Annotated in this window: 19 protein-coding genes; 4 read left to right on the top strand and 15 right to left on the bottom strand. The window is 53.8% G+C overall.

The annotated features are described in order from the left end of the window. Positions 1 to 13: 13 nt before the first annotated feature. The 4 genes from MKZ07_RS02680 to MKZ07_RS02665 all read right to left on the bottom strand — a co-directional run bounded on the left by MKZ07_RS02680 (position 14) and on the right by MKZ07_RS02665 (position 5398). On the bottom strand, positions 14 to 1546 hold the full coding sequence (locus MKZ07_RS02680) for a response regulator transcription factor (RefSeq protein WP_341024350.1): 1533 nt from the start codon (positions 1544 to 1546) through the stop codon (positions 14 to 16). A gap of 131 nt (positions 1547 to 1677) precedes the next feature. Further along, positions 1678 to 2589 carry a carbohydrate ABC transporter permease gene (locus MKZ07_RS02675; RefSeq protein ID WP_036693452.1) on the bottom strand — a complete coding sequence of 304 codons (912 nt, stop codon included), beginning with the start codon at positions 2587 to 2589 and terminating at the stop codon, positions 1678 to 1680. A 14-nt stretch (positions 2590 to 2603) separates the two neighbouring features. Continuing rightward, on the bottom strand, positions 2604 to 3590 hold the full coding sequence (locus tag MKZ07_RS02670) for an ABC transporter permease (RefSeq protein ID WP_036693453.1): 987 nt from the start codon (positions 3588 to 3590) through the stop codon (positions 2604 to 2606). 110 nt (positions 3591 to 3700) lie between these two features. Next, positions 3701 to 5398 (bottom strand): extracellular solute-binding protein, encoded by a 1698-nt coding sequence (locus MKZ07_RS02665; RefSeq protein WP_036693455.1) that lies wholly within the window; start codon positions 5396 to 5398, stop codon positions 3701 to 3703. Positions 5399 to 5651: 253 nt separating this feature from the next. On the opposite strand from MKZ07_RS02665, the gene MKZ07_RS02660 reads away from it, so the two are divergent. Beyond that, the gene (locus tag MKZ07_RS02660; protein ID WP_341024345.1) at positions 5652 to 5963 is read left to right on the top strand and encodes a hypothetical protein; all 312 of its coding nucleotides are present in this window, start codon (positions 5652 to 5654) and stop codon (positions 5961 to 5963) included. Between the two features lie 88 nt (positions 5964 to 6051). Here MKZ07_RS02660 and MKZ07_RS02655 read toward each other — a convergent pair whose 3' ends face one another. Genes MKZ07_RS02655 through MKZ07_RS02640 form a run of 4 tightly spaced genes read right to left on the bottom strand, consistent with a single transcriptional unit; the run spans position 6052 to position 11155 of the window. Next, the gene (locus tag MKZ07_RS02655; protein WP_341024343.1) at positions 6052 to 8298 is read right to left on the bottom strand and encodes a glycoside hydrolase family 95 protein; all 2247 of its coding nucleotides are present in this window, start codon (positions 8296 to 8298) and stop codon (positions 6052 to 6054) included. A gap of 21 nt (positions 8299 to 8319) precedes the next feature. Continuing rightward, positions 8320 to 9339, bottom strand: a complete 1020-nt coding sequence (locus tag MKZ07_RS02650; RefSeq protein WP_036693458.1) for a zinc-binding alcohol dehydrogenase family protein — start codon at positions 9337 to 9339, stop codon at positions 8320 to 8322. Next, complete coding sequence (locus tag MKZ07_RS02645; RefSeq protein ID WP_036693459.1) at positions 9339 to 10298, bottom strand: aldo/keto reductase; 960 nt, start codon at positions 10296 to 10298, stop codon at positions 9339 to 9341. The genes MKZ07_RS02650 and MKZ07_RS02645 overlap by 1 nt, the downstream gene beginning before the upstream one ends. 5 nt (positions 10299 to 10303) lie before the next feature. Further along, positions 10304 to 11155 (bottom strand): amidohydrolase family protein, encoded by an 852-nt coding sequence (locus MKZ07_RS02640; RefSeq protein WP_036693460.1) that lies wholly within the window; start codon positions 11153 to 11155, stop codon positions 10304 to 10306. A gap of 131 nt (positions 11156 to 11286) precedes the next feature. On the opposite strand from MKZ07_RS02640, the gene MKZ07_RS02635 reads away from it, so the two are divergent. Continuing rightward, positions 11287 to 12156: an AraC family transcriptional regulator gene (locus tag MKZ07_RS02635; protein ID WP_036693462.1), complete on the top strand. Its 870-nt coding sequence runs from the start codon at positions 11287 to 11289 to the stop codon at positions 12154 to 12156. Positions 12157 to 12210: 54 nt separating this feature from the next. On the opposite strand, the gene MKZ07_RS02630 is transcribed toward MKZ07_RS02635, so the two are convergent. After that, positions 12211 to 14637: a glycoside hydrolase family 31 protein gene (locus MKZ07_RS02630; protein WP_341024339.1), complete on the bottom strand. Its 2427-nt coding sequence runs from the start codon at positions 14635 to 14637 to the stop codon at positions 12211 to 12213. A 119-nt stretch (positions 14638 to 14756) separates the two neighbouring features. Between MKZ07_RS02630 and MKZ07_RS02625 the strand changes: the two genes are divergently transcribed. Next, positions 14757 to 15650 carry a helix-turn-helix transcriptional regulator gene (locus tag MKZ07_RS02625; protein ID WP_051493318.1) on the top strand — a complete coding sequence of 298 codons (894 nt, stop codon included), beginning with the start codon at positions 14757 to 14759 and terminating at the stop codon, positions 15648 to 15650. A 264-nt stretch (positions 15651 to 15914) separates the two neighbouring features. Here the strand turns inward: MKZ07_RS02625 and MKZ07_RS02620 are convergent, their stop codons facing one another. The 4 genes from MKZ07_RS02620 to MKZ07_RS02605 all read right to left on the bottom strand — a co-directional run bounded on the left by MKZ07_RS02620 (position 15915) and on the right by MKZ07_RS02605 (position 20690). Then, on the bottom strand, positions 15915 to 16778 hold the full coding sequence (locus MKZ07_RS02620) for an IS3 family transposase (protein ID WP_084648871.1): 864 nt from the start codon (positions 16776 to 16778) through the stop codon (positions 15915 to 15917). Beyond that, positions 16775 to 17107: a transposase gene (locus tag MKZ07_RS02615; RefSeq protein ID WP_036693708.1), complete on the bottom strand. Its 333-nt coding sequence runs from the start codon at positions 17105 to 17107 to the stop codon at positions 16775 to 16777. The genes MKZ07_RS02620 and MKZ07_RS02615 overlap by 4 nt, the downstream gene beginning before the upstream one ends. Positions 17108 to 17410: 303 nt before the next feature. Further along, positions 17411 to 18838, bottom strand: coding sequence for a family 43 glycosylhydrolase (locus MKZ07_RS02610; RefSeq protein ID WP_341024336.1), 1428 nt, complete (start codon positions 18836 to 18838; stop codon positions 17411 to 17413). Between the two features lie 34 nt (positions 18839 to 18872). Continuing rightward, on the bottom strand, positions 18873 to 20690 hold the full coding sequence (locus MKZ07_RS02605) for a family 43 glycosylhydrolase (protein WP_341024335.1): 1818 nt from the start codon (positions 20688 to 20690) through the stop codon (positions 18873 to 18875). Positions 20691 to 20912: 222 nt separating this feature from the next. On the opposite strand from MKZ07_RS02605, the gene MKZ07_RS02600 reads away from it, so the two are divergent. Continuing rightward, positions 20913 to 22058, top strand: coding sequence for a glycosyl hydrolase family 8 (locus MKZ07_RS02600; RefSeq protein WP_341024333.1), 1146 nt, complete (start codon positions 20913 to 20915; stop codon positions 22056 to 22058). Positions 22059 to 22722: 664 nt separating this feature from the next. On the opposite strand, the gene MKZ07_RS02595 is transcribed toward MKZ07_RS02600, so the two are convergent. After that, positions 22723 to 24342 (bottom strand): response regulator transcription factor, encoded by a 1620-nt coding sequence (locus MKZ07_RS02595; protein WP_235218380.1) that lies wholly within the window; start codon positions 24340 to 24342, stop codon positions 22723 to 22725. Further along, complete coding sequence (locus tag MKZ07_RS02590) at positions 24326 to 26095, bottom strand: histidine kinase (RefSeq protein ID WP_036693534.1); 1770 nt, start codon at positions 26093 to 26095, stop codon at positions 24326 to 24328. The genes MKZ07_RS02595 and MKZ07_RS02590 overlap by 17 nt, the downstream gene beginning before the upstream one ends. Positions 26096 to 26175: the final 80 nt, after the last annotated feature.

Raw genomic sequence — 26175 nt, 5'->3', positions numbered from 1 at the left:
CCTCCCTCTTGAATTAACTCTTCTTGTACACGGAAGGTGTAACTCCGTTAAGCGCCTTGAACTTGGCGGCGAACACATCGGCGTCTGAATAGCCCACTCTGCTTGAGATGTCCGAAATTCCCATATCGGTCCGGCGCAGCAGCTTCTTCGCCTCTTCAATACGGTATTCATGGAGATAATCGTTAAAAGAACTGCCGTAGTATTTCTTGAACCGCTGTCCCAGGTAGGCCGAGTTCACATGCAGATGCTTGGCAATATCCTGCAGCTTCAGCTTCTCCTGATAATGCCCGCGGACATACTCGATCGCTGCAGCCACAATCTGATCCTCCGCCCTGCCGTCCGCAGCCGCTGCGAACCACTCTGCAGCCTCACACAGCTCCTCCTCTATCTGACGCTCAAGCAGCGGCAGACAATTGGCTGTATGGCGGGACGGGAACCATTTCTGCACCCACTGCGCATAGTCGCCCCCTCTGGCGGTAATTTCACGTAGCAGCTCTGCTTTGATATTAGCCAGAAAAGCGTCGATCCATGAGCTGGAAGCCACCTCCGCCGAGAAAATCTTGAACACCTCGCCAAGCTGATCCGCGAGATGCAGGGCCTTCCCTTCGGTGACGGATTGCAGCAGCGATCGTCTCAGCTCTGCCGGAAGCATGGCCATCTGTGTCTTATCCTGCTTCTCGAAGAAGCCGGCTCCCCCGCCCCCCGGACCATACGGTCTGCACAGCTCAGCAGCCAGCGCCTCTTGGTATGCCGTATTCAGAGCCTCCGGGCCCTGATGCTGAAGACTTGCTGTGAAAAAGACCGGCGCGCTGTACAGTGGCCGCATCTCCTCCATCCACCGGGTAAGCAGTGCCCGGTCAAGCGCCGGTCCTTCCTGCGGGGACACCAGCAGATAGCCGTGCTTCCCGCTTCCTGCGGTGAACGGATAGACCGCAAGGCTGCGCAGCAGTTCATTGCCACTCATGGCGGCGACCTGCTCACGCATCTGCATACTGTCCGGCGCTGCTCCATGGACCAGAATACAGCATAGCCGCGAGGCGGGGGAGATCCCCAGCGTCTTCAGCCCCTGCTCCCGCTCCTCCTCCGTATTCTCCCGCATCAGGAGCCGGGATACCATATCCTCCTGCATCAGAGCCGAGAGCGCATCACGCCGAGAGGACGCCTTGCGTTCTTTAAGGATCTGTGCCGTAACCGTCTGCACCGCCTCCGTCAGCTCCGTTTCATCCAGAGGCTTGGTCAAGTAATTCGCTACTCCGTATTTCAGGGCCCGCTTGGCATACTCAAAGTCAGCATAGCCGCTAAAAATAATAAACTTCGGCCGAAAATCGCTTTCAGAGGTTCTTCGGATGAGCTCAAGGCCGTCGATGACCGGCATACGTACATCGGTGATGACCAGGTCAGGGCGGGTGCTGCCGATCAGCTGCAGCGCATCCTCCCCGTCCAGCGCCTCGCCGCATACTTCATAATTTAGTGCCTCCCAGTCGACCAGGAAGCGGAGCCCTTCCAGCATAATCGGCTCATCGTCGGCAAACAGTACCTTAAGCATGGAATCACCATCTTTATATAAGTAGTTGGAGCCCGGCAGGACTCCATATGATGGAACAGGAGAAACCGCTTCGGCTGCACCCGAAACGGTTATAGTATACATATTTTCCTTACTATAATACGTATTGACAATTACTCTTTTACGCTACCCAGGTTCAATCCTACCACGAAATACTTCTGCAAGAAAGGGTAGACGAACAGAATCGGAACCGCTGTAACGATCGTAATGGCTGCACGCATGGAGGCTGGCGTAACCAGCGACTGGACCTGATTGTTCTGGCCTCCCGCAAGCATCGACGGATCATTGTTCGCACTCATAATGGAGCCAAGCATCTTCATCATTTCATATTGCAGCGTGCTAAGCTTGATATCCGAGGAGGCATAGAGGAATGTGTCAAACCAGGAATTCCATGAGCCTACCGCGATAAACAGTGCGACAGTTGCCAGTACAGGCGTACAGAGCGGGAAGATGATTTTCCAGAAAATTCTGAATTCTCCTGCCCCGTCAATCTTCGCCGATTCGGTAAGGCTGAACGGAAGCCCGCGGATATAGGTCCGCATGATAATCAGGTTGAACGCGCTGACCAGACTCGGCAGGATATAGACCATGAAGTTATGCAGCAGGCCCATATTCTTGATCAGGAAGTAGTTCGGGATCAGCCCGGCATTGAAATACATAGTCAGGATGAACAGCAGGCCGATCTTTTTGCGGAAAATATATTGCGGCTGCGCCAGTGCATAAGCGAGCATCGTTGTAAGGAATACACCGAGCACCGTTGAAATTATAGTACGGGATACCGAGATAAATGCAGCATGATAAATTGTTCCTGATATAAAGACCGCCCGGTAATTCTCCAGCGTCCATACACGGGGCCAGAGGTAGATCCCCCCGGTAAGCGTGTCACTGCCGTCATTGAAGGATACCGCCAGCGTCTGGAGGAACGGATAGAGCGTGACAGTAACCACAAAGAGCATAAATATCGTGTTGAATGTATGAAATACAACCGGCTCAATCCGGCTTGAACCTTTGGTCCCGGCTTTCATATGGGCTTCCTCCTCTATAGTAATCGCTCTTCGCCGAGGCGTTTTGCGACATTGTTTGCGATGAATACGAGAATGACACTGACAATCGTTTTGAAGATCCCTGCGGCCGTAGCCAGCGAGTAGTTACCCATAGCCAGACCATACTTCACTACAAAGATATCAATGGTTTGCGAGTAGTCCACAGTAAGTCCGTTGCCCAGCAGATATTGAAGCTCGAAGCCGGCATCCAGAATATGTCCAATGTTCATAATCAGCAAAATAACGAATGTAGCCTTAATTCCCGGAAGCGTGATATAACGCATCTTTTGAAAACGTTTCGCGCCGTCAATGGAAGCTGCCTCGTACAGGGAAGGATCGATGGAGGTAATGGCCGCCAGATAAATGATCGTACCCCAGCCCACCTCTTTCCACACGTTCGACGCCCCGATGATGCCCCAGAAGTATTTCCCTTCACTGAGCCACATAATCGGATCTTTAATCAGGTGAAGCTTCATTAGAACGACATTGACAATCCCGCCATCGATGGAGAGTGAAGTGGATACAATCCCCGCAGCGATAACCATGGACAGAAAGTGCGGCAAATAAGAAATCGACTGAACGGCACGCTTGAAGAACTTGAGCTTGATCTCATTCAGCAGCAGAGCCAGACCTATAGCCGTAACCGTACCCAGTACAAGGTTAATGAAACTCATGGCAATGGTATTGCGAAGCACCAGCATAAAGGTATCATCAGAGAATAAAAACTTGAATTGCTGCAAGCCTACCCATTCCTGCTGGCCAAAGGACACCGCCGGGCGGTAATTCTGAAAGGCCATCAGCCAGCCCCAGATGGGAACATAGTTGAAGATAATCAGATAGAGTGCAATGGGCACGGACATAAAAATAAGCTGTTTCTGTGTTTTCAGTGTTTTCCAGCTGAGTTCCACACCGATTTCCGGATCGATTTTGCTTTTTCGGGTCTTCTGTTTTTTGACCTGTTTGTCCAGTACGGCATCAGACATGTTGTTTCCCTCCTGTAAAAATCATTCTCTCCACGTTGTCCTATTCACGCATTCCTATTTAGGAAGAGCGGGAAACAGCATTTCCCGCTCCTATTTCTGTATTAAATGGTTTATTTAACGCTCCATTTTTCGATACGCTGCTGAATGCCTTCATTCATCCGGTCTTCATAGGCCTTGATGTCCAGCTTGTGGATTCTGTCCACATAATCCTGCCACACGCCGTCGAACTCAGCAGGGCTGGCCATAATGGCTTTCGGCAAATACTTAATCATGAGGTCATTCAGTTTGGACTGTGCGAGCTGGGCTGGTGAACCATCCTTAAGCACGATGGAATACGCAGGGAAGTAGATGTTGTTCTCTTTCGGTTCCTTGAAGAATTCGGACCATGATTTCTTGTTGTACGCCTTCAGAATCTTCTGGTCGTAAGGCTTCAGGCTGTCGAAGAATTCCTGAGGCTGTGTACCGGCATCTGCTGCGTTACCGTCGCTGTACGTACCTTGAATCTTAGGCATGTAACCGAACATCCCTGAGATTTTGTTAGCTACCTGCCAGCTGGTCTGATCTGCATTCGCCCGTTGCTCAGGCGTACGGTAGAAGGAACCGTCTGCATTCACTTCATAATCTTCGCCTTTGACGCCCCATTGAAGCGTCTTCTGCCAATCCTCGGTGATCATCTTATCCCAGAATTTGATAATGCGGACAGGGTCCTTGGCATTGATCGAAATTCCGAATCCTCGGTTAGTACCGACCGCTCCACGGTCACGATACCATTCTTCTGCGCCCGGATAGAGCAGAGGGAAGCCGATATACGTATTTTCCAGCTTGCCTTGGGAGATCAAGGATTTCTCGCCGTCCTGGAAGTTCCAGTGCTGGTCGAACATCCCGATGACCTTGCCGCTTGCAACCTTGGCCAGATACTGGTCATAGTTCTGTACGAACGCTTCTTTATCCATCAAGCCTTGAGCGTTGATATCATTAAGCTTCTTGTAGTACGTCTTGGACATATCCTTGTCGGCAAAAATCTGTGCAACATTGTTATCTACAACAACGGCCCCGTCATTCGGATGCCCCGACAGATGCTCTGGGGGATTCTGCAGCGGGAACACGCGCCAGTCGAAGTTGAGTGATTCGAACCCGATCATGTCCGGGTGTTTTTCTTTATATTTGGCAATGATGTCGAAGTACTCATCCAGGGTCTTAGGAGTAGGGTAGCCCATTTCCTCAAGCACGCCTTTTTGCAGCCAGAAGCCTGGTCCCTGATAAGTAGGCTCGGTAATTTTACCTTGATAGACGCCATAGCTTGGCAGGACGTAGATGTGGCCGTCACTCTCATCCTTGATCTGGTTCCAGACCGCACCGTAATGCTTCTTCAGGTTAGGAGCGTATTTCTCAATCAGATCCTCAAGCGGAATGTATGCCTTGGCATTGATTAATTTGTCGTCACCTGACAGGATGTCCGGGTAATCGCCCCCGGCAATCATGACCCCGAGCTTCTGCTGCAGGTCGCCGACCAGGAATTCCTGGTTGAATGTGATTCCGGTCTCATCTTTGATCAGCTTCAGAAGCTTATTGTCAGGCGTTGGCTGTTGTCCGGGACCATTCATAAATACCGAGAATGTAACCGGAGCCGTGTCGTCTCCGGCTGCTGCCGGGCTTGCATTGGTTCCGCTGGCGGTATCCTTGCCTGCGGTGTCCTTACTTCCGGTGTTGCTGGTGTTATTGCTTGATCCACAGCCTGTCAGTGCCAGTGTGAGTGCTAATACACCGGCCGCAGCGGCTGCTGCTGAACGTTTTGCCGTTTTGTGCATGTTGTTATGCCTCCCCTTTTTGGCTAATCGCTTATGCTTCTAATTTCTCCTGGTGACAACTTTAATTATACGTTTTCAGAATGCGCTTACAATTCATAGAATATAGGTCTTCCCCCCTATAAATTCATAAAAAGAAAACGGTTGCTTGCAGCGCGGCAGCGGAATTGCCGTTCTTTTTGAGCTGGCTATGTGTGGCGTTGAGCGTAGCGTTGAGCCTGCTTAGGTCCTTTTCGGGTTGGCCGTATTTTGTCGGATGAAGGCGGATAAAGAGGTATTAGTGCTCTTCATTTACCCGATTTGCCCGCTTTCGGCGCATTCAGGGGCACTTGTGCACCTCACCATCAGGCTCGTCCCCGCGCTGCGCAATGTAATCGGTTTTTCGATTACATTTGGTCCGCTCGCCCCCGCGCTGCGCAATGTAATCGGTTTTTCGATTACATTTGGTCCGCTCGCCCCCGCGCTACGCAATGTAATCGGTTTTTCGATTACATTTGCTCCGCTCACCTCCACGCTGCGCAATGTAATCGGTTTTTCGATTACATTTGGCCCACACTCGACGTTCTAGCTAACCACACCAAAAAGGATTGGCACAAATACGCCAACCCTACATAACTATATTATCCTATTCGTCAACTAGCTATCCTAAAGTTACTCTACCCGGTGAAGGTATAAGAATGCCCCGCTTCCCCGGTGAAGGACACCGGAGCCAGCCCCGGACCTTCGAGCCGGCAAGGGCCGGATACGGTACATGTTACCACTGCTTCCGTAACCAGTCCACCGCTCCAAGAGAAATCGAGGGTATAGCCGCCTCTTGCCCGCAGTCCCTTGACACTGCCCTCGTTCCAGTCGGCAGGAAATGCAGGCAGCAGTCTGATCCTATCTGTATGACTCTGCAGCAACATCTCCGCGATACCTGCTGTTCCTCCGAAGTTCCCGTCAATCTGGAACGGCGGATGATTGTCAAACAGGTTAGGCAGGGTCGAATGCTCCAGCAATGCCCGCACATTGGTATAAGCCTTGCCCTCATCCTGCAGTCTGGCCCAGAAGTTAATGATCCAGGCACGGCTCCAGCCGGTATGTCCGCCGCCGCTGGCAAGTCTGCGTTCCAGCGTCGTACGGGCTGCTGCCGCCAGCTCCGGCGTATGCTCCACCGTGAAGGCATCCCCTGGATACAGCGCGAACAGATGCGAAATATGCCGGTGCCCCGGCTCTACCTCTTCATAATCCTCCATCCATTCCTGAATCTGGCCGTATTTACCGATCTGCGGCCCAGGCAAACGGTCCAGCGCTGAACGGAGCTCTTCGCAGAACGCCTCGTCCCGCCCGATGATCTCCGCACTCTGAATGCAGGCCTTGAAAAGGGCTTCAATGATCTGGAAGTCCATAGAGGCTCCGGCACACAGCACGCCCGATTCCCCGCCGGGCAGCTGGTATGTGTTCTCCGGCGAGACGGACGGGCAGGTAATCAACTGGCCCGACTCATCCTCTATCAGGTAATCCAGCAGGAACTGTGCAGATTCCTTCATCGTATCGTAGGCATTCGCCAGATAAAGGCTGTCCTGACTGAACCGGTAATGCTCCCACATATGCAGACACAGCCAAGCTGCTCCCAGCGGCCAGAACGATGCTGGCAGATACGTATCCTGAGGAGCAGTATCTGCCCAGATGTCCGTATTGTGGTGTGCCGTGAAGCCGCCGCAGCCGTACATCACCTTCGCGGTCACCCGTCCCGGCTCACGCATCCGTTCGATCAGATCGAACAACGGCTCATGGCATTCCGCCAGATTGCAGATTTCAGCCGGCCAGTAATTCATTTGCGCGTTGATGTTAATCGTGAATTTGCTGTCCCAAGCCGGGGTGAAGCTGTCATTCCAATTGCCTTGCAGATTCGCAGGCAAGGAGCCCGGACGGCTGGAGGCAATCAGCAGATAACGGCCATATTGAAAATAAGTCGAGATCAGTCCGTGGTCTTCTCCCCCCTGCCGGAACCGATTTAGCCGTTCACTGGTTGGCAGTCCGCTCAGCTCCGGGTTCATCGGGAGCGTCAGCGAGGTCCGGCCGTACAAGCTGCGGTAATCCGCAACATGGCGGGCAAGCAGTTCCTCATAAGGCACCATACTCAAGGCCTCCAACTGCCGCTTGGCATACAGCGCCGGATCGGGATGACGGAACGTGGTTCCTGCGGCAAGCAGCAGCGTAACTGAGCTTGCCCCCTCCACCATCACATATTCGCCGATGTTGCGGCAGGTTCCGTCTCCTGTGACGGCCTTCAATGCAGCAGCGAAGGAGCTGCCCCCGCGCCCGCCGCATTCTCCGCCCATCACCAGCCCGCTGTCATTCCATTTCTCCGTCTTCTCCAGCATTCTCCAGTTCTGGCGGTTAAACCTGGCCTTCAGGGAGATTGCGTTCTTCCGGTCAGAGGTAATCCGCACCACGATGGCTTGATCCGGGTAGCTGGCGAACAGCTCACGGGTATAGCGGACTCCGCCGGTCACATAACTCACCCGGGATACGCCGGATTCGAGATCCAGCTCACGCTGATAATCCTCAGCAGGCTGTTCATGTCCGCTGAATGACAGCAGCAGGTCGCCAAGCGGCAGATAATGGCGCTGTGCTTCCGGCAGCCCCACCATTGTCATTGCCGCCAGCTCCTCCGCCTCCCGCAGCTTGCCTTCCAGAATCAGCTGGCGGAGCTTCGGCAAGTGGGGAAGCGCATCTTCGTTGTTGCGGTCACGCGGACCTCCGTACCATACGGAATCCTCATTAAGCTGCAGCTTCTCCTCAGCCACCCTGCCAAAGATCATCGCCCCCAGTCTGCCGTTGCCGACCGGAAGTGCCTCATTCCATTCCTGTGCCGGCTCCGTGTACCATAACCGCTGGCTCTGTTCCGTGCTTGTCATCGCTTTTCCGCTCCTTCGCAGTTAATTCAGTTCCACCAATGCCTTGATCACTTTGGATTCAGGATTCAGCCAGCTCTCGAACTGCAGGGTCATCTCCCCGAACGAGCAGCGGTGGGAAATATAGCGGTCCACATCAATGTAACCGTCTCTAATGGCGCTAATCACCCGTTCGAAGTCCTCGCGGGTCGCATTTCTGCTGCCCTGCACTGTCATCTCGCGGGCATGGAAATCGGGGTCACTAAAGGTAATATTCCCTTTGACCAAGCCGACATAAGTCAATGTACCGCCATGGCCAACCAGTCCGAAGGCGCCTTCCATAGAGGAGATGTTGCCTGTGGAATCAATGACATGCGGCAGGAAGTTGCCGTCCGTCAGTGCCGATAGCTGTTCCTTCGGCTCCTTCAAGGCGCTTACCGCGTGCTCCGCCTGCGCCCAGCCCTTGCAGAAGGCCAGACGTTCATCGTTGACATCCATCGCAATCACCTTGGCACCTGCATATCTGGCCATCGCCATCACACCCAGCCCGATCGGGCCAGCGCCGATCACCAGCACCTGATCCCCGGCGCTGATGCCTGAGCGCCGAACCGCATGGGCACCTATCGCCAGCGGCTCCAGCATGGCCGCCTGATCCAGCGTCAGCCCGTCTGTCTTCAGCAGATTACCTACAGGCAGACTCACCCGTTCCCGCATGCCGCCGTCCAGATGAACACCGAACACTCTCATTTTCTGGCAGCAATTCGTTTTACCACTCAGACAGGCCCTGCACTCTCCGCAATGCAGATACGGAATGACACTGACCTGATCACCGGCGCGAAGCCCTTGCGGGTTGTCGCCAATGCGCTCAATAATCCCGGACAGCTCATGTCCCAGCACACGCGGATAAGTGAAATAAGGCTGGTTGCCCCGGTAAGCATGCAAGTCCGTCCCGCAGATTCCGATTCTGCGTATGCTTACAACCGCTTCCCCGTCCACCAGCTCCGGCTCCGGCAGATCTTCCTTGAATACGAACTTTCCGATCTCCTCACAAATAATTCCCTTCATTATAAGCGCTCCCCGTTCCGGCTCTGTGCTTCGTTCCACTCCGGCTGTCCGCTCGGCCAGGTTGCTCCGTCGATCGGCTTCAGAATATCGCGCACTTCTGCCAGTAATTGTTGATCTATTGGCTCTTCGGTCCATTTAATATTGTTGCTGATATTCTCCGGCGTTGCCGTACTCACCAGAGTCGTAGGAATCTGCTCATTCGCTGTAGAGAATTGAACCGCCAGCTTGGCGATGTCTTCTCCCTTGTTCCTGCAATATTCAGCAGCACGGTGACACGCGGCCTGAATCTCTGCGCTCGCCGGATGCCAGTCCGGCACCTTGCGGTTACTGAGCAGCCCCATCGAGATAGGTGACGCATTCATCAGCCCCGTGCCGCTCTCCTCCAGCAGCGGAAGGAGCCGGAGCAGTGTGGTATCGTTGAGCGAATAATGGCAATAGGACAGAATGACATCCAGCTTGGTCTGCGGCAGCACCTTCTCGAACACACTCAGCGGCAGGCCGCTGACGCCGAAGTAACGGATTTTGCCCGCCTGCTTCAGCTCTTCCAGCGCCGGTATTCCCTCCTCCATCACCTGCCTAAACGAGCCGAATTCAACATCATGCAGCAGCAGAATATCCAAATAATCTGTGCCCAGTCTGCCCATACTCTCTTCCGCACTGCGGATGATCCGCTCTCTGGAGAAATCGAATTGCCCCTCGCCGTAACGTCCGGCCTTGGTGCTCAGGATATACTTGTCGCGCGGTACCGTCTGCAGTGCCTCGCCCAGCACTGTCTCCGCTTTCATCAGTCCGTAGTACGGGGAGACGTCAACGAGGTTAATCCCCATATCAATCGCCGTATGCACCGTAAGAATCGCCTCATCCTTAGGTACCTCCCGGAACACGCTGCCCAGCGAAGAGGCCCCGAAGCTTAATGCTGAGACCTCAAGTCCCGTATTGCCCAGCTTTCTGTATTTCATATCGCTCAACCTCCTATAATTAGTGAATCCAGCTTATAAAATCTAACAGCATTCGCTCCAAACACCGGCTCCATCTCTTCCGCAGACAATCGGTCTTGCAGTGCTGTGCGCAGAATCCCCACAACCTCCTCATAGGTTGCCGCCATCAGGCACACAGGCCAGTCGCTGCCGAACATCACCCGCTCAGGTCCGAACAGTTCCAGCACGGCATGTACATAAGCAGTGAAATCCTCCTGCTTCCAGCCCTGAGGATCTGCTTCGGTGACCATCCCGGACAGCTTGCAGTAAATTCCCGGATGCTTAGCTACCTCCGTCATCAAGCTTCGCCACGGCTCTAATTGGCCCGAAGCAATCTTCGGCTTAGCCAGATGGTCAATAACTCCCCGCAGCCCCGGAACCTGTTCCAGCATCTCAATGAGCTGCGGAAGCTGATCGGCCAGCACCAGCAGATCCACCGGCACATCCCGCTCCGCAAGATATGATAGCGCTTCTATATAAGGCCGGGTCAAAAGCACACCGGGGTCTGCCATCTCCTGAATCATCACCCGCAGCCCGGTGAACTTCGGATGTCTGCTGAGACGCTCGAATTCGGCCTGGAAGGAAGGGCTTGCAAGATCCAGCCAGCCAATCACACCCGCGACAGACTCCGCCTGCTCGCTCAGTCCCAGAATATATTCCGTTTCCTCCACCGTAGGCGCAGCCTGTACCACAATCGTGCGGCTGATCCCTTGCTTCATTAGCTCCGGCTCCAGGTCAGCGGGCAGATAATCCCGGAACAACACCGGAATCTCCGGCGTAATCCAGCCATAATCATCCCTGTCTATCTTCCAATAATGCTGGTGAGCATCAATATACATGATAACGCCTCCATTCCACCTTATTGTAAACATCCGATAAAGGAATAAAAATAGCTAAAACAAACAAATTTATACCTTATTTTGATATGATGTGGGTAAGAATGTAGAGATTTAACTCAGGGGGCGACTTCATGGAACCGATCCGCAGGCATTTTGACCATCAATTGCCGTTTACGCTGCTGTTGGACTATAAGGAAACGAAAAGCCCGCAGCGCGAGCTGCCCGACCACCAGCATGACTGGTACGAATTCATCTACGTATACAGCGGCAAAGGAAGCTTTTTCATCGATCAGACCTTTTATGAGATGCATCCGGGTGACATCATTGTCGTTCCCGGAAACACGGTGCACCGGGGATTTCCCGACAATGAGGAGCCGGTGACTTCCTCCGCCCTTTTTTTCAGCCCGGCTCTGATCCATAACCATACCTACAGTGAGTCTTATCCCTATCTGAAGCTGTTCGACGCTGCCAAGACCAACAAGCAGTACAAGTATACCCTGTCTCCTGAGCATGCTGAGATTCTGCAAAATGATATCGATGCGATCCACCGGGAACGCGAGCAGAATCAGCTGGACGGCGGGCAGGCGCTTGCGCTGCTGCTTCATCTTACACTGCTGCATCTGAACCGCTACTGTCTGCCGCAAGCCGCCGAGCCGGTTGCTGCAAATCCCTTGCTGCCGGAGTGGTTCCGTGAGGCGCTCAGCTATATCAACGATCATCTGGATCAGCCGCTGGAGCTATGCTCCCTGGCTGCGCGGGCCTCGATCTCACCCGCACACTTCAGCCGGGTCTTCAAGCAGCGTCTGGGTATGAATGTGACCGATTATATTGCCACTAAGCGGATTTTTGCGGCCAAGGACAGCCTGCTGCAATCAAGCGGTACCATCGAGCAGATTGCCATGGCCTGCGGCTTCGAGAGTCTGCCCCACTTCTACCGTACGTTCAAAAGAATCACCAGCATGACACCCGCCGCCTACCGTAAGAGTAACAGAGCTTACTAGAGCTTCTCTATTCAGCTTACAAAACGTTCAGGTTGGTTACAATTAACCTCAGCCTTAGCTCTGAAGTTCCTCTTCGCGGACGGTTACCGCTTCTCCTTCATAAGTGACGACACAGCTTCCCGCATGCCCCGCTAGTTCTACGGCAAATTGCCTTACCGCCTGCATTCCGGCATACTCTCCGGCCCGCTTCCCGATAGTCAGGCTGCGGTCCGCTTCACACCAGCTCAGCTCAATCATGGCATAGGAGCCGGTCTCGTAATTATAATTATCACCTTCATCTTCATACAGGGTGAAGGCTGCATCCTTGCCCCCGTATACCTTGAGCCGGGTCACAGCCTCCGGCTGTTCATCCGTATACTGAACATCGGGGCCGAGCGGAACAATGGACCCGGCGCGGACATACAAGGGAAGCGTCTCCAGATCCGCTTGTGCTACAATCGTCACGCCGCCCTCCAGGCATTCATCGCTCCAATAATCGTACCATTCGCCTTCAGGAAGATATACACTGCGCTGCTTAGGAACCCCTTCAAGCTCGCGGGAGCCGGGACCGTAATACATAGCCTCCGTCACGGGAGCCACCATGAAGGCCGGACCGAACATGAACTGGTCGCCGACAGCATGAACCCGCACATCCTCCCGGTAGTCAAAGGCCAGTGCGCGGAACATAGTATAGCTGCGGTGTGCCACAGCTCCGGCCAGGGAGTAGATGTATGGCATCAGCCGGTAACGGAGCTTCAGGTATTTCACCAGCGTATCATACATCGGCTCACCCTCCTCGCCGAACTGCCAGATTTCCCTTGGAGTATCGGTTCCGTGAGAACGGAACATCGGCAGGAACGCGCCAAGCTGGAACCAGCGGACATATAGCTCCCGGTAGCCCAGATCCGCAACACCCTCGTCATAATCCCCGCTCCAGAACCATTGCTCCTTGTGATTCTTCACGAAGAACGCTCCGATATCCAGCGTCCAGTATGGCGAACCGGTCAGGCAAAAGTTAAGGCCGTCTGCAATCTGCTTCCTCAGCGTCTCCCAGTTGGCGGCTATATCACCAGACCATGTAATCGTGCCATAGCGGTGCTGCCCTGCGAACGCGGAGCGTGTCAGATTGATTACCCGCTTCGCTGAGGTCGCTGCACGCTGGCCTTCATAGATCCCTTTGGAGTGCTGCATGGAATAGGCATTGATCAAGCCCGGATCGAGATACCGCTTCGATTCTGCTGTATTAATCAGCAGCCGCTGCTCCGGCTCCGGCTTGACCGCTCCCTTCCAGTCTGCTTCGAACGGCTCGGTGCAATCACACCACCAGGCATCGACTCCATGTGCGAACAGTCCTTCATTGGCCTGCTTCCAGTACAGCTCGCGCGCTTCCTTCCGGAAGGCATCATAAGTAGCCTGATTACCGAGCAAGAAGCCGCGCGCCTTCATCTCTTCATGATTGTCCCCGCCCGCGCCCATGATCGGCCAGATCGATACCATCAGCTTGGCGTTCATGGCGTGCAGGCTGTTCATCATCTGCAAGGGATCGGGGAAGCGGTCAGGATCGAAAGTCTTTTGCCCCCACAGATTGCCCGTCCAGGACTGCCAGTCGAGTACGATACAGTCGAGGGGAAGCGAACGTTCACGATACTCTTGCACGATGGCAAGCAGTTCCGCCTGGGAGACGTATCTTTCCTTGGACTGTACATACCCGAAGGACCACTTCGGCAGCATCGGCGCTTCTCCGGTCAGATAGCGGATTCCCGCTGTAATCTGATCGAATTCCGGACCATATATGAAATAGTAATCCATCTCTTCATCCGCATCGCTCCAGAGGTACGAGCCAAAGGCATCATCATGAAAAGTCATATAAGACCCCGAATCTACCAGAATCCCGTAGCCCCGTGTAGACACAAGTACCGGTACAACCGCCTTCATATTCTGCTGGTACAAGTATTGCTGCCTTCCCCGGAGGTTCATCATCCCCTCTTCATGGGAGCCAAGTCCGTACAGGGCTTCCCCTTCCTGCCATACGAATTCCAGCTTTGTATGAAAAGCCTCCCGGTCCAGCCTCCGGTTAACCCCCTCCGCTCTGGCACGCAGACCATCAGCACCCTGCCCAGTCTCGACCGTGTCTGCTGAAGCATCGAAGACTGTATGATAGACTTCTGTTCGCTCCAGGGTTTTGCCGCCTCTGGCCGGCTCCCGTGTCAGCAATGTGCCGTCCGCAGCTCTGTAGCTGAACGCACAGGTCTCTTTATCCACTTCAATCGTTAGCTGCGCTGTTGATATCTCCAGATGCCCGGGCAGCTCTGTGATTTTGTATTCTACGTTCCCGGCTTCTGGCCGGCTCAGTACCATCAGACTCTCTTTGCCGCTCAGCTCAGCATTCAGCGTATAGCGGATTCTGGCAATCCCCGGCGTACACCAGCCGATATGCATCATTCCCTCACTAGTCGCAAGCCTTACGCCGGCCTCGCCGGATTGAACAGCTATCAGTTTCACAATGGTTCCACCCTTCCTTATGACTTATCTTGATGATAATGATATTATTATTGGCATCGGTTCATCTAGCATATATTTGCGCGATATCAACACAATATGACGATTCATAGGAGGGCATCATGTACGAACACCGTTACCGGGAGAACAAGCTGCACGGCCAGCCGGAATTCCCGCTGCATATCTACCGGGTGGAGCATCAGGCCCGTGTGCATTCCATTCTTCCCGTACATTGGCATAACGAAATGGAGATTATCTATCTGGCAGAAGGCAAGGCTACCTTCCATATTGAGAGCCGCGAGTTCCCCATTCAATCAGGGGATGCCCTGATCGTTCATCCCGGTGAGCTTCATTCGGGCATGGACACCGCCATGGGCGGCACCTGTTATTATTCCATCGTGTTCAAAGGCTCCTGGCTGTCTTCGCCGCAGCCCGACCGGGTGCAGGAGTTGTTCCTGGACCCGGTCCTGCAAGGGACGGTCCGACTTCCTGCTCTATTATCTGCTGCTGATGCCGCCCACTCCCCCTTGCTTCAGCTGATCAGGGAGCTGTTAAGCCGTTATGAGCGTAAGCCTGGGGCATACGAAATGAGTCTGAAGGCGCTCCTGCTGCTGTTCATCGCAGACAGCTATCAATACGGGCTAACCGGGCTGAACCCGGCGCCGGAGACCCGGCACGGCCGAGAATATAACCGGCAGATCCGGGAGGTGCTGAGTTATATGGAGGCGCATTCCCGCGACCGGCTGGAGCTGGATCAGCTGGCCTCTGTGGTAGCGCTGAGCCGCTCGCATTTTTGCAAGTTTTTCAAGGCTCAGACAGGGATGCGCCCGATGGAGTATCTGAATTATATCCGCATTAGCCAGGCGGCCAGCCTGCTCCGCAGCGGATCATACAATGTGCTGGAGGCTGCGCTGGAGTCAGGCTACCAGCATGTCAGCTATTTCTCCAAATGGTTCAAGCATTATATGAACATGACCCCCTCAGAGTACAAGGCACGGTATTCTTCCGGCGTATAGTCTCCGAAGCGGACTCCATTACCATCTGGTGTGGGCGGGAGTGGACAATAAATAGGCTCCGCACGGTACGAGCTAGATTATTAGGCAAGAGATTTCTTGCACCTGGCTGCAAGCCATGCGGACTCAGAGGCAGCTATCTCCCTGAAAACCGAAGAAATGAGCTATTCGCGGACTCAGTGGCCGTTAATTGACTGTTTCTATCTCATTTGGCTTCCATATCCCCCATTAAGGTCTTCTGTGGACCTCTGTCAAGAAAGTAGATACTCACGCAACGGATGCCGTCGTAAACTGCTTAGCGAATCGGGCGGGGGAAAGATACCCCAGCGTGCCATGCATTCGCTTGCGGTTGTAGTAAAACTCAATGTATTGGTAGATGTCCTGGTACGCCTGCCCTGGAGTTTTAAAACGCGGGTTACAGTAAATGAGCTCCTTCTTCAAGATACTGTGCCAGGATTCAATACAAGCGTTATCGTAACAGTTTCCTTTGCGGCTCATACTTGATTCCATCTGGTACGTCCTCAACTGCTCGGTATATTCCTTGGAGGTATACTGCGATCCCCGATCCGAGTGGTGGAGCAGTCCCGGGCCGGGTCGCTTGGCTTGATAGGCAGCCTGCAAGGCGTCTAAGACCAAGCTGGTTTCCATGTGGTCCGATAACCGCCACCCTACAATTTCGCGCGTGCACAGATCCATGACGCTGGCCAGGTACAAGCGGCCTCCACGGCAGGGGATGTACGTAATATCGGTCACCCAGGCGGTATTGGGCTTGTCGACGGTAAACTCTTGATTCAGTGTGTTCGGGGCAATAGGGTTGTTGTGCTTGGAATCCGTGGTCTGTACACGGTACGGCTTAGAGACCACCGAGCGGAGCTTCATTTGCCGCATGTACACACTCACCGTACGTTCGGTGAGGGTATAGCCTTCCTGGTGCAGCAGTCGAGTGATTTTCGGACTTCCATACCGCCCCTTATGGTCATTAAAATGGTAGCGGATTCGCTCCTGCACGGCCGCTTTACGGAGAGCCTGTGCACTGGTTTTGGCTCCGAGCCACTTGTAATATCCGCTCCTGGATACCTGCAAGGTGATGCACATCTTCTCCAAGCGAAACGCGGAGCGATGTTCCTTCATGAACTGGAATCGGCGTTCCTTGGTTTGCTGAAGATGTGCACTGCTTTTTTTAGGATGGCCAGTTCTTCCTCCCGGTCGACGAGTTGATCTTGGCGCTCCTGGAGCTGACGGCTCGCTTCCTTCAACTCGGCTTCGAGCTCCCTCACCCGATCCACACTGGCTACAGGTTCATTCTTGAGCTCCCGGTATTGTCCCATCCATTGATGAAGCGTGCTCTTGGGGATGTCCAGCTCTTCCGCTAACTCCCCGAAACTCTTCGTCTGTTCTTGTAGAAACTTAACCGTCTGCTTTTTAAACTCTTCATTGTACCGTTTTCGTTGGTCACCCATGGCAACACACCTCCGTGATCCTTATTATCCCTCCGTCCGTTAAGAGACGTCTACTATCTATTCTAAACCCACTGAGTCCGTAACTTGAGAATAATCACATTTTTGGACAAAATAACGGCCCCTGTGTCCGCACTACTCCAGATGTTGGAGCTAAGGCTTACGTTGCAAATGAGTGGAGCCAAATAGGAGGAACCCTCGCTGTCTTCAACTAACTATCCTGCAAGTAGAGAAGCAGTGCCTGAGAAGTCTCTCAGGCACTGCTCCTTGTCATGCTCTATTCCATCCCGCCCCGCCCGCGACTGCTTAAGCCAGCGTAAACGAAGCAAACTGCGCGCCGCCGCCCCCGGTATACGTGAAATACAGTGCCTGAACGCCGTCCGGAATCGCCACGTCCGCAGCATATTCTTTCCAGACATTCGTGAAGCCTACCGGAATGGAGGCAAGCGCAGGCCCGTCCCATGCCGTCTTCACCTGGAACTCCCCATGGCAATATCCGCGCACCTTGATGGAGACCCGGCTAACCCCCTTGCAGTCAAAATACTTGAACCCGGCAGTCGCCGACTCCGTCATATTGGCAATATAACCAACCTCTTCTTCGCCGTCTCTGCCGTCCTGGGTGATTTTCGGGAACCGGCTGTCCATCCAGGCACCCATTGGTCCGAAGCCTCCGGTATACATCTCCTGATCCTTGGTGAACAGGTGGCAAGCCAGATAAGCCGGATATTCTCCGCATCCTTCCAGCGGGCCGCCGTTCGGGCCGGAGGTTGTAATCTCCACCTGCGGGATGGTACCGTCTTCACGGAACGTAATCGGCTCGATGCAGCCCTGGCGCGAGAACGCGGTCCCGTTGGTATGCCGGTGATAGAAGATATACCACGCTCCATTAACCTCCACGATGCTGCCGTGGTTATTGCCGCCGTAATACATCGTCCGGTCCGCAGGCTTATACGTATCGATATGCAGATCACAGTTGCTCACAATGACTCCCTGATACACGAAATCCCGGGTAGGATAACTGCTGGTGGCATAACACAGCTCATGCATGGAGATGGAGGAGTAGATCAGGTAGTAAATATCCCCTCTTTTGCGGATGGAAGGGGCCTCGAAGAACTCATAGCCCTCGAAGCCGGTTCCCTGGCTGTAAGGCTGGCTCGGTGCCACGAACACAGGCTCTTCAATAATCGTAAGCATATCGGGACCGAGTACAGTAGCCATCGCCCCGTGTCTGGACTTGTCGCCGTATCCGCAGAAGCCGGTGTACAGGTAGGTGGTGTCTCCTTCAGTCAATACCCCCGGGTCAAACTGCGGCTCATCGCCTTCCCGTTCGCCCAGTCGCATGCCGTCCCCGTAGGTGACATAGCCGTAGAATTCGTATTTGCCGCCCGGCTTATCGCAGACTGCTACCGATACGACAGAAACCTTGTCCAGTACATAGTAGAGATAGTAGCGCCCGTCCGGTCCCTGCGTCACATCCGGTGCATAGAGACACATGCTGCCTTCCGGGTTCAGCGGGTCATCTGTTGTCTTGTAGATCACGCCTTCATACTGCCAATCGCCCAGATTGTCTTCCGGCGCTGACCAGCATACATAGTCGTTCAGACAGAAGGCATGTCCGTTGAACCGGTCGTGCGAGCCATAGACATATACTCTTCCTTCAAAAACATAAGGCTCCGCATCCGGGACGTACTCCCAGGAAGGCAGATATGGGTTGAATCCTTGTGGTTGTGTCATTCTAACATCCTCCATTTGTTATATAGATTGTTGTTTAAGCAAGCACAGTCGCCTGAATCGTGCAGTTGGCGTAATCCGGATGTACATCTCTCTCCCCAGCCACATCGAGCAGTGGAACGCCGTTATTGTTGTAATGGACTCTGTGGATCGCCGAGCATCTCGTTCCATGCTTCACCAGTTGCTCTTCCCCGTGGTAGAGGACTAGCGTAGTACCGTCTGTATCCTGGAAAAAGGAGTTATGCCCCGGACCGTACACCCCGTCCAGCGAATAATAAGAAAGTGCCGGCGTGCCCGCCTTGCTCCAGGCACCGGCATCCAGATAGTCGCCGCCCCGTGGAATGCTTAACCAGCCTACTGCATAGGTATATCCCGTTGCCGCCCCGCCGGAATAGGCAATATACACGGTATCTTCCGTAAGAAGCGGATACGGGCCTTCGTTATTGATCGTGCCCTGAACGTTCTCCCAGCCGAGCAGCGGACGCGACAGCAGCACCGGCTCACTGGTTAATACCGCCGGATTCGCTTCATCTACAGTGGCGATATACAGCATGGAGCCGGTATCCAGCGGCGTTCCGATCCCTTTGCGGTAAGACCAGACTACACAGGAGGTGCCGTCTGCCTTGAAATAAGTCATATCCAGCGTAATGCCGTCTGCGGCCAAAGGAGTTCCGTCCATTCGTTTCGCCCGGACTGGTGTGCTCCAATCCCCAGCCTTCATAATATCACCGCCGGGATTCAGCTTCATAAGATGGCATTGCGGTCCCCATACCTTGCCGCCAACGGCGAACAGGATGTATAGCTCCCCGCCGATGACATGGAATTCCGGCGCCCAGAAGGTCTGGATGAAATTCAGCTCCTCATTCAGGTCCAGGATAACGGATTCCTGGAAGCCCGGAACGAATAAGTCCTTCAAGGTATCTGCCACGCGGACATAGATGCCGATATTATTGACATTGTCATTGGTAGCCAGGAAATAATACCTGCCGTTCCAAGGGAGAATTACAGGGTCTGCATAGCCGCTTGCCAACGGGAACGGCAAGTCATATGTGACTACTTTGCCATGTATGGTATGCGTTCCCGGCAAGGTGAAATCAATCCCTGTGGTATCCCAAGCGACCTGCTTATCGGCAATGGAGCCGTCCGAATACAGCGCTGTGGCTCTGACCTTTGTCAATTCGTCTGCGGAGTGGACACTGACCTGCTCCTCTACGCGAATACCGGTGTTATATACCGGGGTCCAGGCTGCCTGAACCTTGCGGCCTGTGGGACCGTCCACTGTCAGCACATTCCCCGGACGGGTTCCGGGTAGCGGCTGAACGGGCTGCTCTACCGTGTAAGCTTCCGCAGGCTCCGGCGGCGAGATCCCTTCCGGCTTCCGCAGGTCGGCCAGCCGGTTCACATAATAGTTGCCGTCGTTGTCCTGCCAGCGGATCTCATATCCGCCGGTGCTGTCCAGTGTGCAGACGGCTTCTTTTACATAGCGTTCATTATCGAGCCGGACAAGCCGCTGGACATCGAAGGTCACCAGATCCGGAGAGGTCCACAGCAGAATCTGCCCTTTGCTCTCCCCGTCATCCTCCCCCGAGGCGTCAATCCTTACGGCAATCATCCCGAAAGCACCATCCTGTGTGCGGAACAGATAGGGATTTTTAAGTCCTTTTTCATGGATCACATTCTTCTCATCTACAGTGGCCACGGCAAATAATAGGCCATAGTTCCGGTTAAGCGGCTGAAATTCGTTATGATCATCTGTGCAGGCCATATGAACACTGTTGCTGAGAGACCCGGTATAATCCTGGTTCGATATGCGCGTGTAGACTGTAAGCTTCGTTAGCTCTAACACCTCATTCATAGCTCTATCACCCTAACCTTTTTATTCACCTTGCAGCATGTCCCTACCAGTATAGAGAAGCTTTTGGCGTGAAGTCCATGACATATAGACACCTAAGATTGATCTATCCTTAGATTATTGGCCTGAGCCGGAATCGTCTATAAATTATCTGGAAAACGCTTTAATCTTTATACCGCCGCTTATGATATACTTGGGCAAAATAAAATTCACCTGGAGGATGTTATGATAAATACTACAGAGGGCTCTTTTCACACAGGAGAGTACAGAAATTTGTTCCTTGAGATCGGACTGCGTCCGGAGGCGATTCAGCAGCGGCTGGAAGATACCTGGAACGAAATGTTCTACGGTGCCCCTGATGTCCGGCTCTACCATACTATGGATGATGATAAGGGTTATATCGTAGATACAGGCAATACCGATGTGCGCACAGAGGGCATGTCGTACGGGATGATGACGGCGGTTCAGATGGATAAAAAGGAGGAGTTTGACCGGCTCTGGAATTTCGCTAAAGTCTTCATGCAGCATACGGAGGGCCGTTATAAGGATTATTTTGCCTGGCAATGCAGGCTGGACGGTACAAGGCTGTCGCAAGGACCCGCCCCGGACGGAGAGGAGTTCTTCGCGATGGCACTGTTCTTCGCTTCCAGCCGCTGGGGCGACGGGGCCGCGCCGTTCAATTATTCCGAGCAGGCCAGAATCATTCTCCGCGCCTGTGTGCATAAGGGAGAAGACGGAGAAGGCCATCCGATGTGGGATCCCGAGACCCGGCTGATCAAGTTCATTCCGGAGACTCCGTTCAGCAATCCTTCCTATCATTTGCCGCATTTCTATGATCTGTTCGCCCTGCAGGCGGATGAAGCAGACCGGGCATTCTGGAAGGATGCAGCTGCCCGGAGTCGGGATTACCTGCACAAGGCCTGCCATCCCGTAACCGGCCTGTCGCCGGAATATGCGAACTATGACGGAACTCCGGCGGAACCCCAGCCGCATGGCGACTTCCGCCACTTCTTCAGTGATGCCTACAGGGTAGCCGCCAACATTGGGCTGGATTATGAATGGTTCCGCTGCGATGCTTGGCAGGTAGAGCAGTCTAACCGCATTCAGGCATTCTTCCGCAGTATCGATCCGGCCGATTACCGGCGGTATACGATTGACGGCCAGCCGTTTGACGAGCTGTCCCTGCATCCGGTCGGCCTGCTGTCCACTCTGGCAATGGCCTCGCTCGCTGCCGATGGCCCGGATACCGGGCACTTCGTCAAGCTGTTCTGGAACACCCCGCTGCGCACCGGAGAGCGGCGCTATTATGACAACTGCCTGTACTTCTTCACCATGCTGGCGCTGAGCGGGAATTACCGGATTTATATGTAAAAGAAACTAACTAGAGTTGGTTCATCACTGTACTCCTTTGACCTACTTCTGGCGGGGCTGATGGAGTATGCAGAGAGAAATCAGGGGCACTTGTGCTCCTGATTTGTTCATTTCGCCCGTGTCCGGCATATTCAGGTGCACTAATGCTCCTTATTCCCTCATTTCGCCTACGTCTAACAAATTCAAGTGCACTAATGCTCTTCATTTGCTCATTTCACCTACGTCCGGCAAATTCAAGTGCACTTGTGCTCCTCATTAACTCACTAGGCCCGCATCCACCATATCAATGCACTCATTTAGCCCAAGTCCAGCACCACCAAAGGGATTTATCCCTTTCATTTCATCAGTTACTCCACTTCCAGCACCATCAAAGGGATTTATCCTTTTCCTTCGACCATCCGGCCGACTTTTGGCTGCATTAATTGGATTTATCCCTCTCATTTACTCTCCAACGAACAATCGCTCCCCGGGCGATGGAGGCAACGCCATCCATCCCGAAGGAGCGACTATATCTTCCTTTAATATTTCTCATCCAATGTCTCTCATTCTATATCTCTCATCCAAGATGTCTCATAATTAGTATGCTCTCACCCAATAGACCTTCCCCGTCATCTCTCTCCTGCTCCACCCTCGCAAGCGGCCCCCGGCCACGAGTACAGGCCATTCAACCACCAACCACATCTGCACGGTATTCCTGCGGCGTGGTTCCGGTCCATTTTTTGAATACCCGGGTGAAGGATTGCGGGGTTACGTATCCGATTAATGAGCCGACCTCCGCGACCCTTAGCTCCCCTCTACGGAGCAGTTCCTTGGCCTGGCGGACGCGCATATCCTCGATATACTCGGACAGATTGATTCCCCGTTCCTGCTTGAACAGGCGGGACAGATAGGAGGGATTGAAGTGGATCAAATCGGCCAGACGGACCAGCGACAGGTCCTGGTCGAGATTCTCTTCTATATATAAGCAGATCCGGTCGATGACACCCGCTGCCCGTTTCTGCTCCCCGCTCTTCCTGACAGAGAACAGCAGCTCCGCCGTGTTCCGAAGATATTGGAAGGCTTCGCCAAGCGAACGGTGGATTTCAAGCTGCATCAGCCCGCTTGCCCCGATCTCCTCGTCCGCTTCCCATCTGTTCGTATACGACATAAGCATCAGGGCAATGGTGTAATACAGCTCAGTGAGATACGGATTGCATCTTCCCGGGTCCTGCCCCGCCGGTTCAGCCATCTCCCCGAACAGCTGGAGGAACTCCTCCTTGCGGCCCGCCTCCAGATGCGCAGCCAGAGTCTCCACCTTGCCCTGCATGAACCGGTCACGTACGGTATCCGGCGCCGCCGCTTCATTCAGCTGCACCTTCTGCACCATCCGCTCTCCGTCTCCTGCCCGGTAATGCTGAACCTGCCTGGCTTTATCGTACACTACCTGCAGCCTGGACCAGGCAGACTCCGCCGCACTGAGAGTGATGGCTATCCCGACCTCCAGCGATTCCCGGCACGACTGCTGAATCAGCTCGAAGGTGCCTTCAAGGAATTTAATCATCTGCTCCAGATCCTCCGGCTGCGAAGCCTCTCCCGTCCCGCCCGGCTGAATCAGCCAGATCAGGTCACCGTACCGGTCGATGACCCCGAGGCTGACCGTCCGCTCCTTGAGCAGCTTCTCCGACAGGAACTTCACCGCGAGCGCCGTCTCCCGGCGGTCCATATACGTACGTGAGGATTCAGGATCACTGATGCTGCCCAGTGCGATCAACACCGGCCGCGAAGCATCCAGCGGAATGTTCAGACGGACGAAGTCCCCGGCCATATCCTGATCCGCCTTGACGCTGTGAATGAGATGGCGGAAATAATCTCCCTGTGCCAAGGTCTCCAGTGTGTTAAGCTGCTCCTTCGACTCACGGATCAGATCATTCACCTGCATGGTGTCGTTCAGCTCTTGGAGCGCACGCATCACCGCCTCAATCAGCTTCGGATAACCTTCATTCTTGAGCACATATTGGACGCCCGGAGCCTGAATCGCCTGGTAGACATAATTGAAGTCGCTGTGTCCGGTCAGGAAGACGATTTTGCATTGCGGCCAGCTCCGGTGGATATGCTCCATCAGCTCCAGCCCGTCCATCTCGGGCATACAGATATCAGACAGGACAATGTCCACCCGGGTCCGGTTCAGCAGATTTAACGCTTCGTGGCCTGAATAGGCCTTGTAGATGTCCAGTTCAAGCTCCATTTTGCCGAAAATAACCGCCAGGCCATCTGTGATAATCTCTTCATCATCCACGATAAGCATCCTGTACACCAGAATTCTCACCTCCAGCTCTAAGAAGGATGGTTACCCTTAGTCCGCCAAGCTCACTCCGGTCCGCCAGCAAGCCGCTCTCTTCCCCGAAGGTAATGCGGATGCGCCGGTGAATGTTCACTAGGCCCGTTGTCTCCGCCTGCTCCTGATAGACATTAAGGGACTCTTTCAATTGCTCTAGCGTATCATCGGTCAGCCTATCCCCGTTATCCTCGACGATAATGCGGATGTCCGGGCCTTCCTGTGCGAAGCGGATAATGATCAGGCCCTCCATAGCTTTCTTTTCCAGGCTGTGCTTGAACGCGTTCTCAATAATCGGCTGCACAATCAGCCTCGGAACAGACACCTTCTGCAGTTCCTCGGACAAGGCATCGAACCGGACTCCAATTCTGCGGGAGAAGCGCATGGCCTGAATCTCTGTATACATTCTTGCATGGTGAATCTCCTGCTCCAAGGACACCAGATCGGAAGCGTTACGGGTGACAAACTGGAAGTATTCGCCGAGCATCGTAGTAAGCTGTTCGATCCGCTCGGTATCGCCAGTCTTCGCCATCGTGTTCAGAATGAAGAAGCTATTATACAGAAAATGCGGGTTAATCTGTGACTGCAATTGCTTCAACTCTGCCCGCTGGGCCATAATCTTCTGCTTGTACACCTGATCGATCAAGGAATGCAGATTGCTCACCATCTGGTTGAAGCGGCTGTACAGATAACGGAATTCATCCTTCGACTCATGCTGGATATGAATATCCAGATCGCCCTGCTCCATTCTCCGAAAGCTCTTCACCAGCGTCAGCATCGGCTTATGAATGAACTTGTAGGTCGACAGTGCAAAAGCTATGATGATGGCAAGCGCAGCCACACCGAACACCCAGGCCCAGGTATAGAATTTGCTTAACGGATTCTTGATAATATCCTCCGGGATGATCCGGTAAATGGACAAGCCAAGCTCCTGCGAGCCGGTCTGGACGATATAGTAAGGCGCGCCGGCAATCCTCAGCCTCTCCCCGGAGGCCACCGTGCGGATATCCCGGACATATTGGGACGGTTCCGCCCGCGCCAGCTCGCCGGTCATACTGTAGAGCGCGAATCTCGCACTATCGGAGAGCAATAGCGTTCCACTGCCGGGATACGTATTGAATTGGCCCAGCGCCGCCCGCAGCTCCTGGGTGTCCAGCTCAATCTCGACCGTCAGAACCGGCTCTGCCCCCTTGATGCCCCGCTGCTTCATCGCACTAAGATACAGGCCGCCATCCCACTCAATCACCTGGGAACGGCGGTCCCCGAAGACCGAGCGGATCTCGCGGAAGCGCTTCAGTTCAATCTCACGCACACCGCCGACCGATGAGATAGTCCGGCCTATAGTCATGATATGAACCCTGACGTCCTTAATATACGTACTGCTGTTTTGCACGATGAACAGGCGTTTCATCAGCGAATTCAGATTCTCCGTGCGGTCAATGGTCGGCAGCGCCTCCCAGGTCAGGGCTAGCTTGTTCAGATCCTCATCCTCCAGCAGACTGTACTGCAGCAGCTTCATCCGCTCGATCTCATTCTCCATATCATTTAAGTAAAAGACGGTCTGGGCGCTGGCCGAGCTTCGAATATCGCTGCTGGCCGTTTGCATAATCCATTGATACAGATAAGCGGCGAAGACAAGAATAGGCAGCATAATGAGCAGAAAGGTCACAATCAGCCGCAGAAATATCGTATTGCGCAGTGAGTAATCCTTTTTGAACAACAATCCCAGACCCCCAGCAATCATTTTCACCATTATATCCTGAATCCGGGGGGAGCTGCAGACTTATGCATAACGTCCGGGAG

Source organism: Paenibacillus sp. FSL P4-0338 (genome assembly GCF_038002365.1).
In the GTDB taxonomy this organism is placed as follows: Bacteria; Bacillota; Bacilli; order Paenibacillales; family Paenibacillaceae; genus Paenibacillus_AQ.
This window is presented reverse-complemented; position numbering and strand designations above follow the sequence as displayed.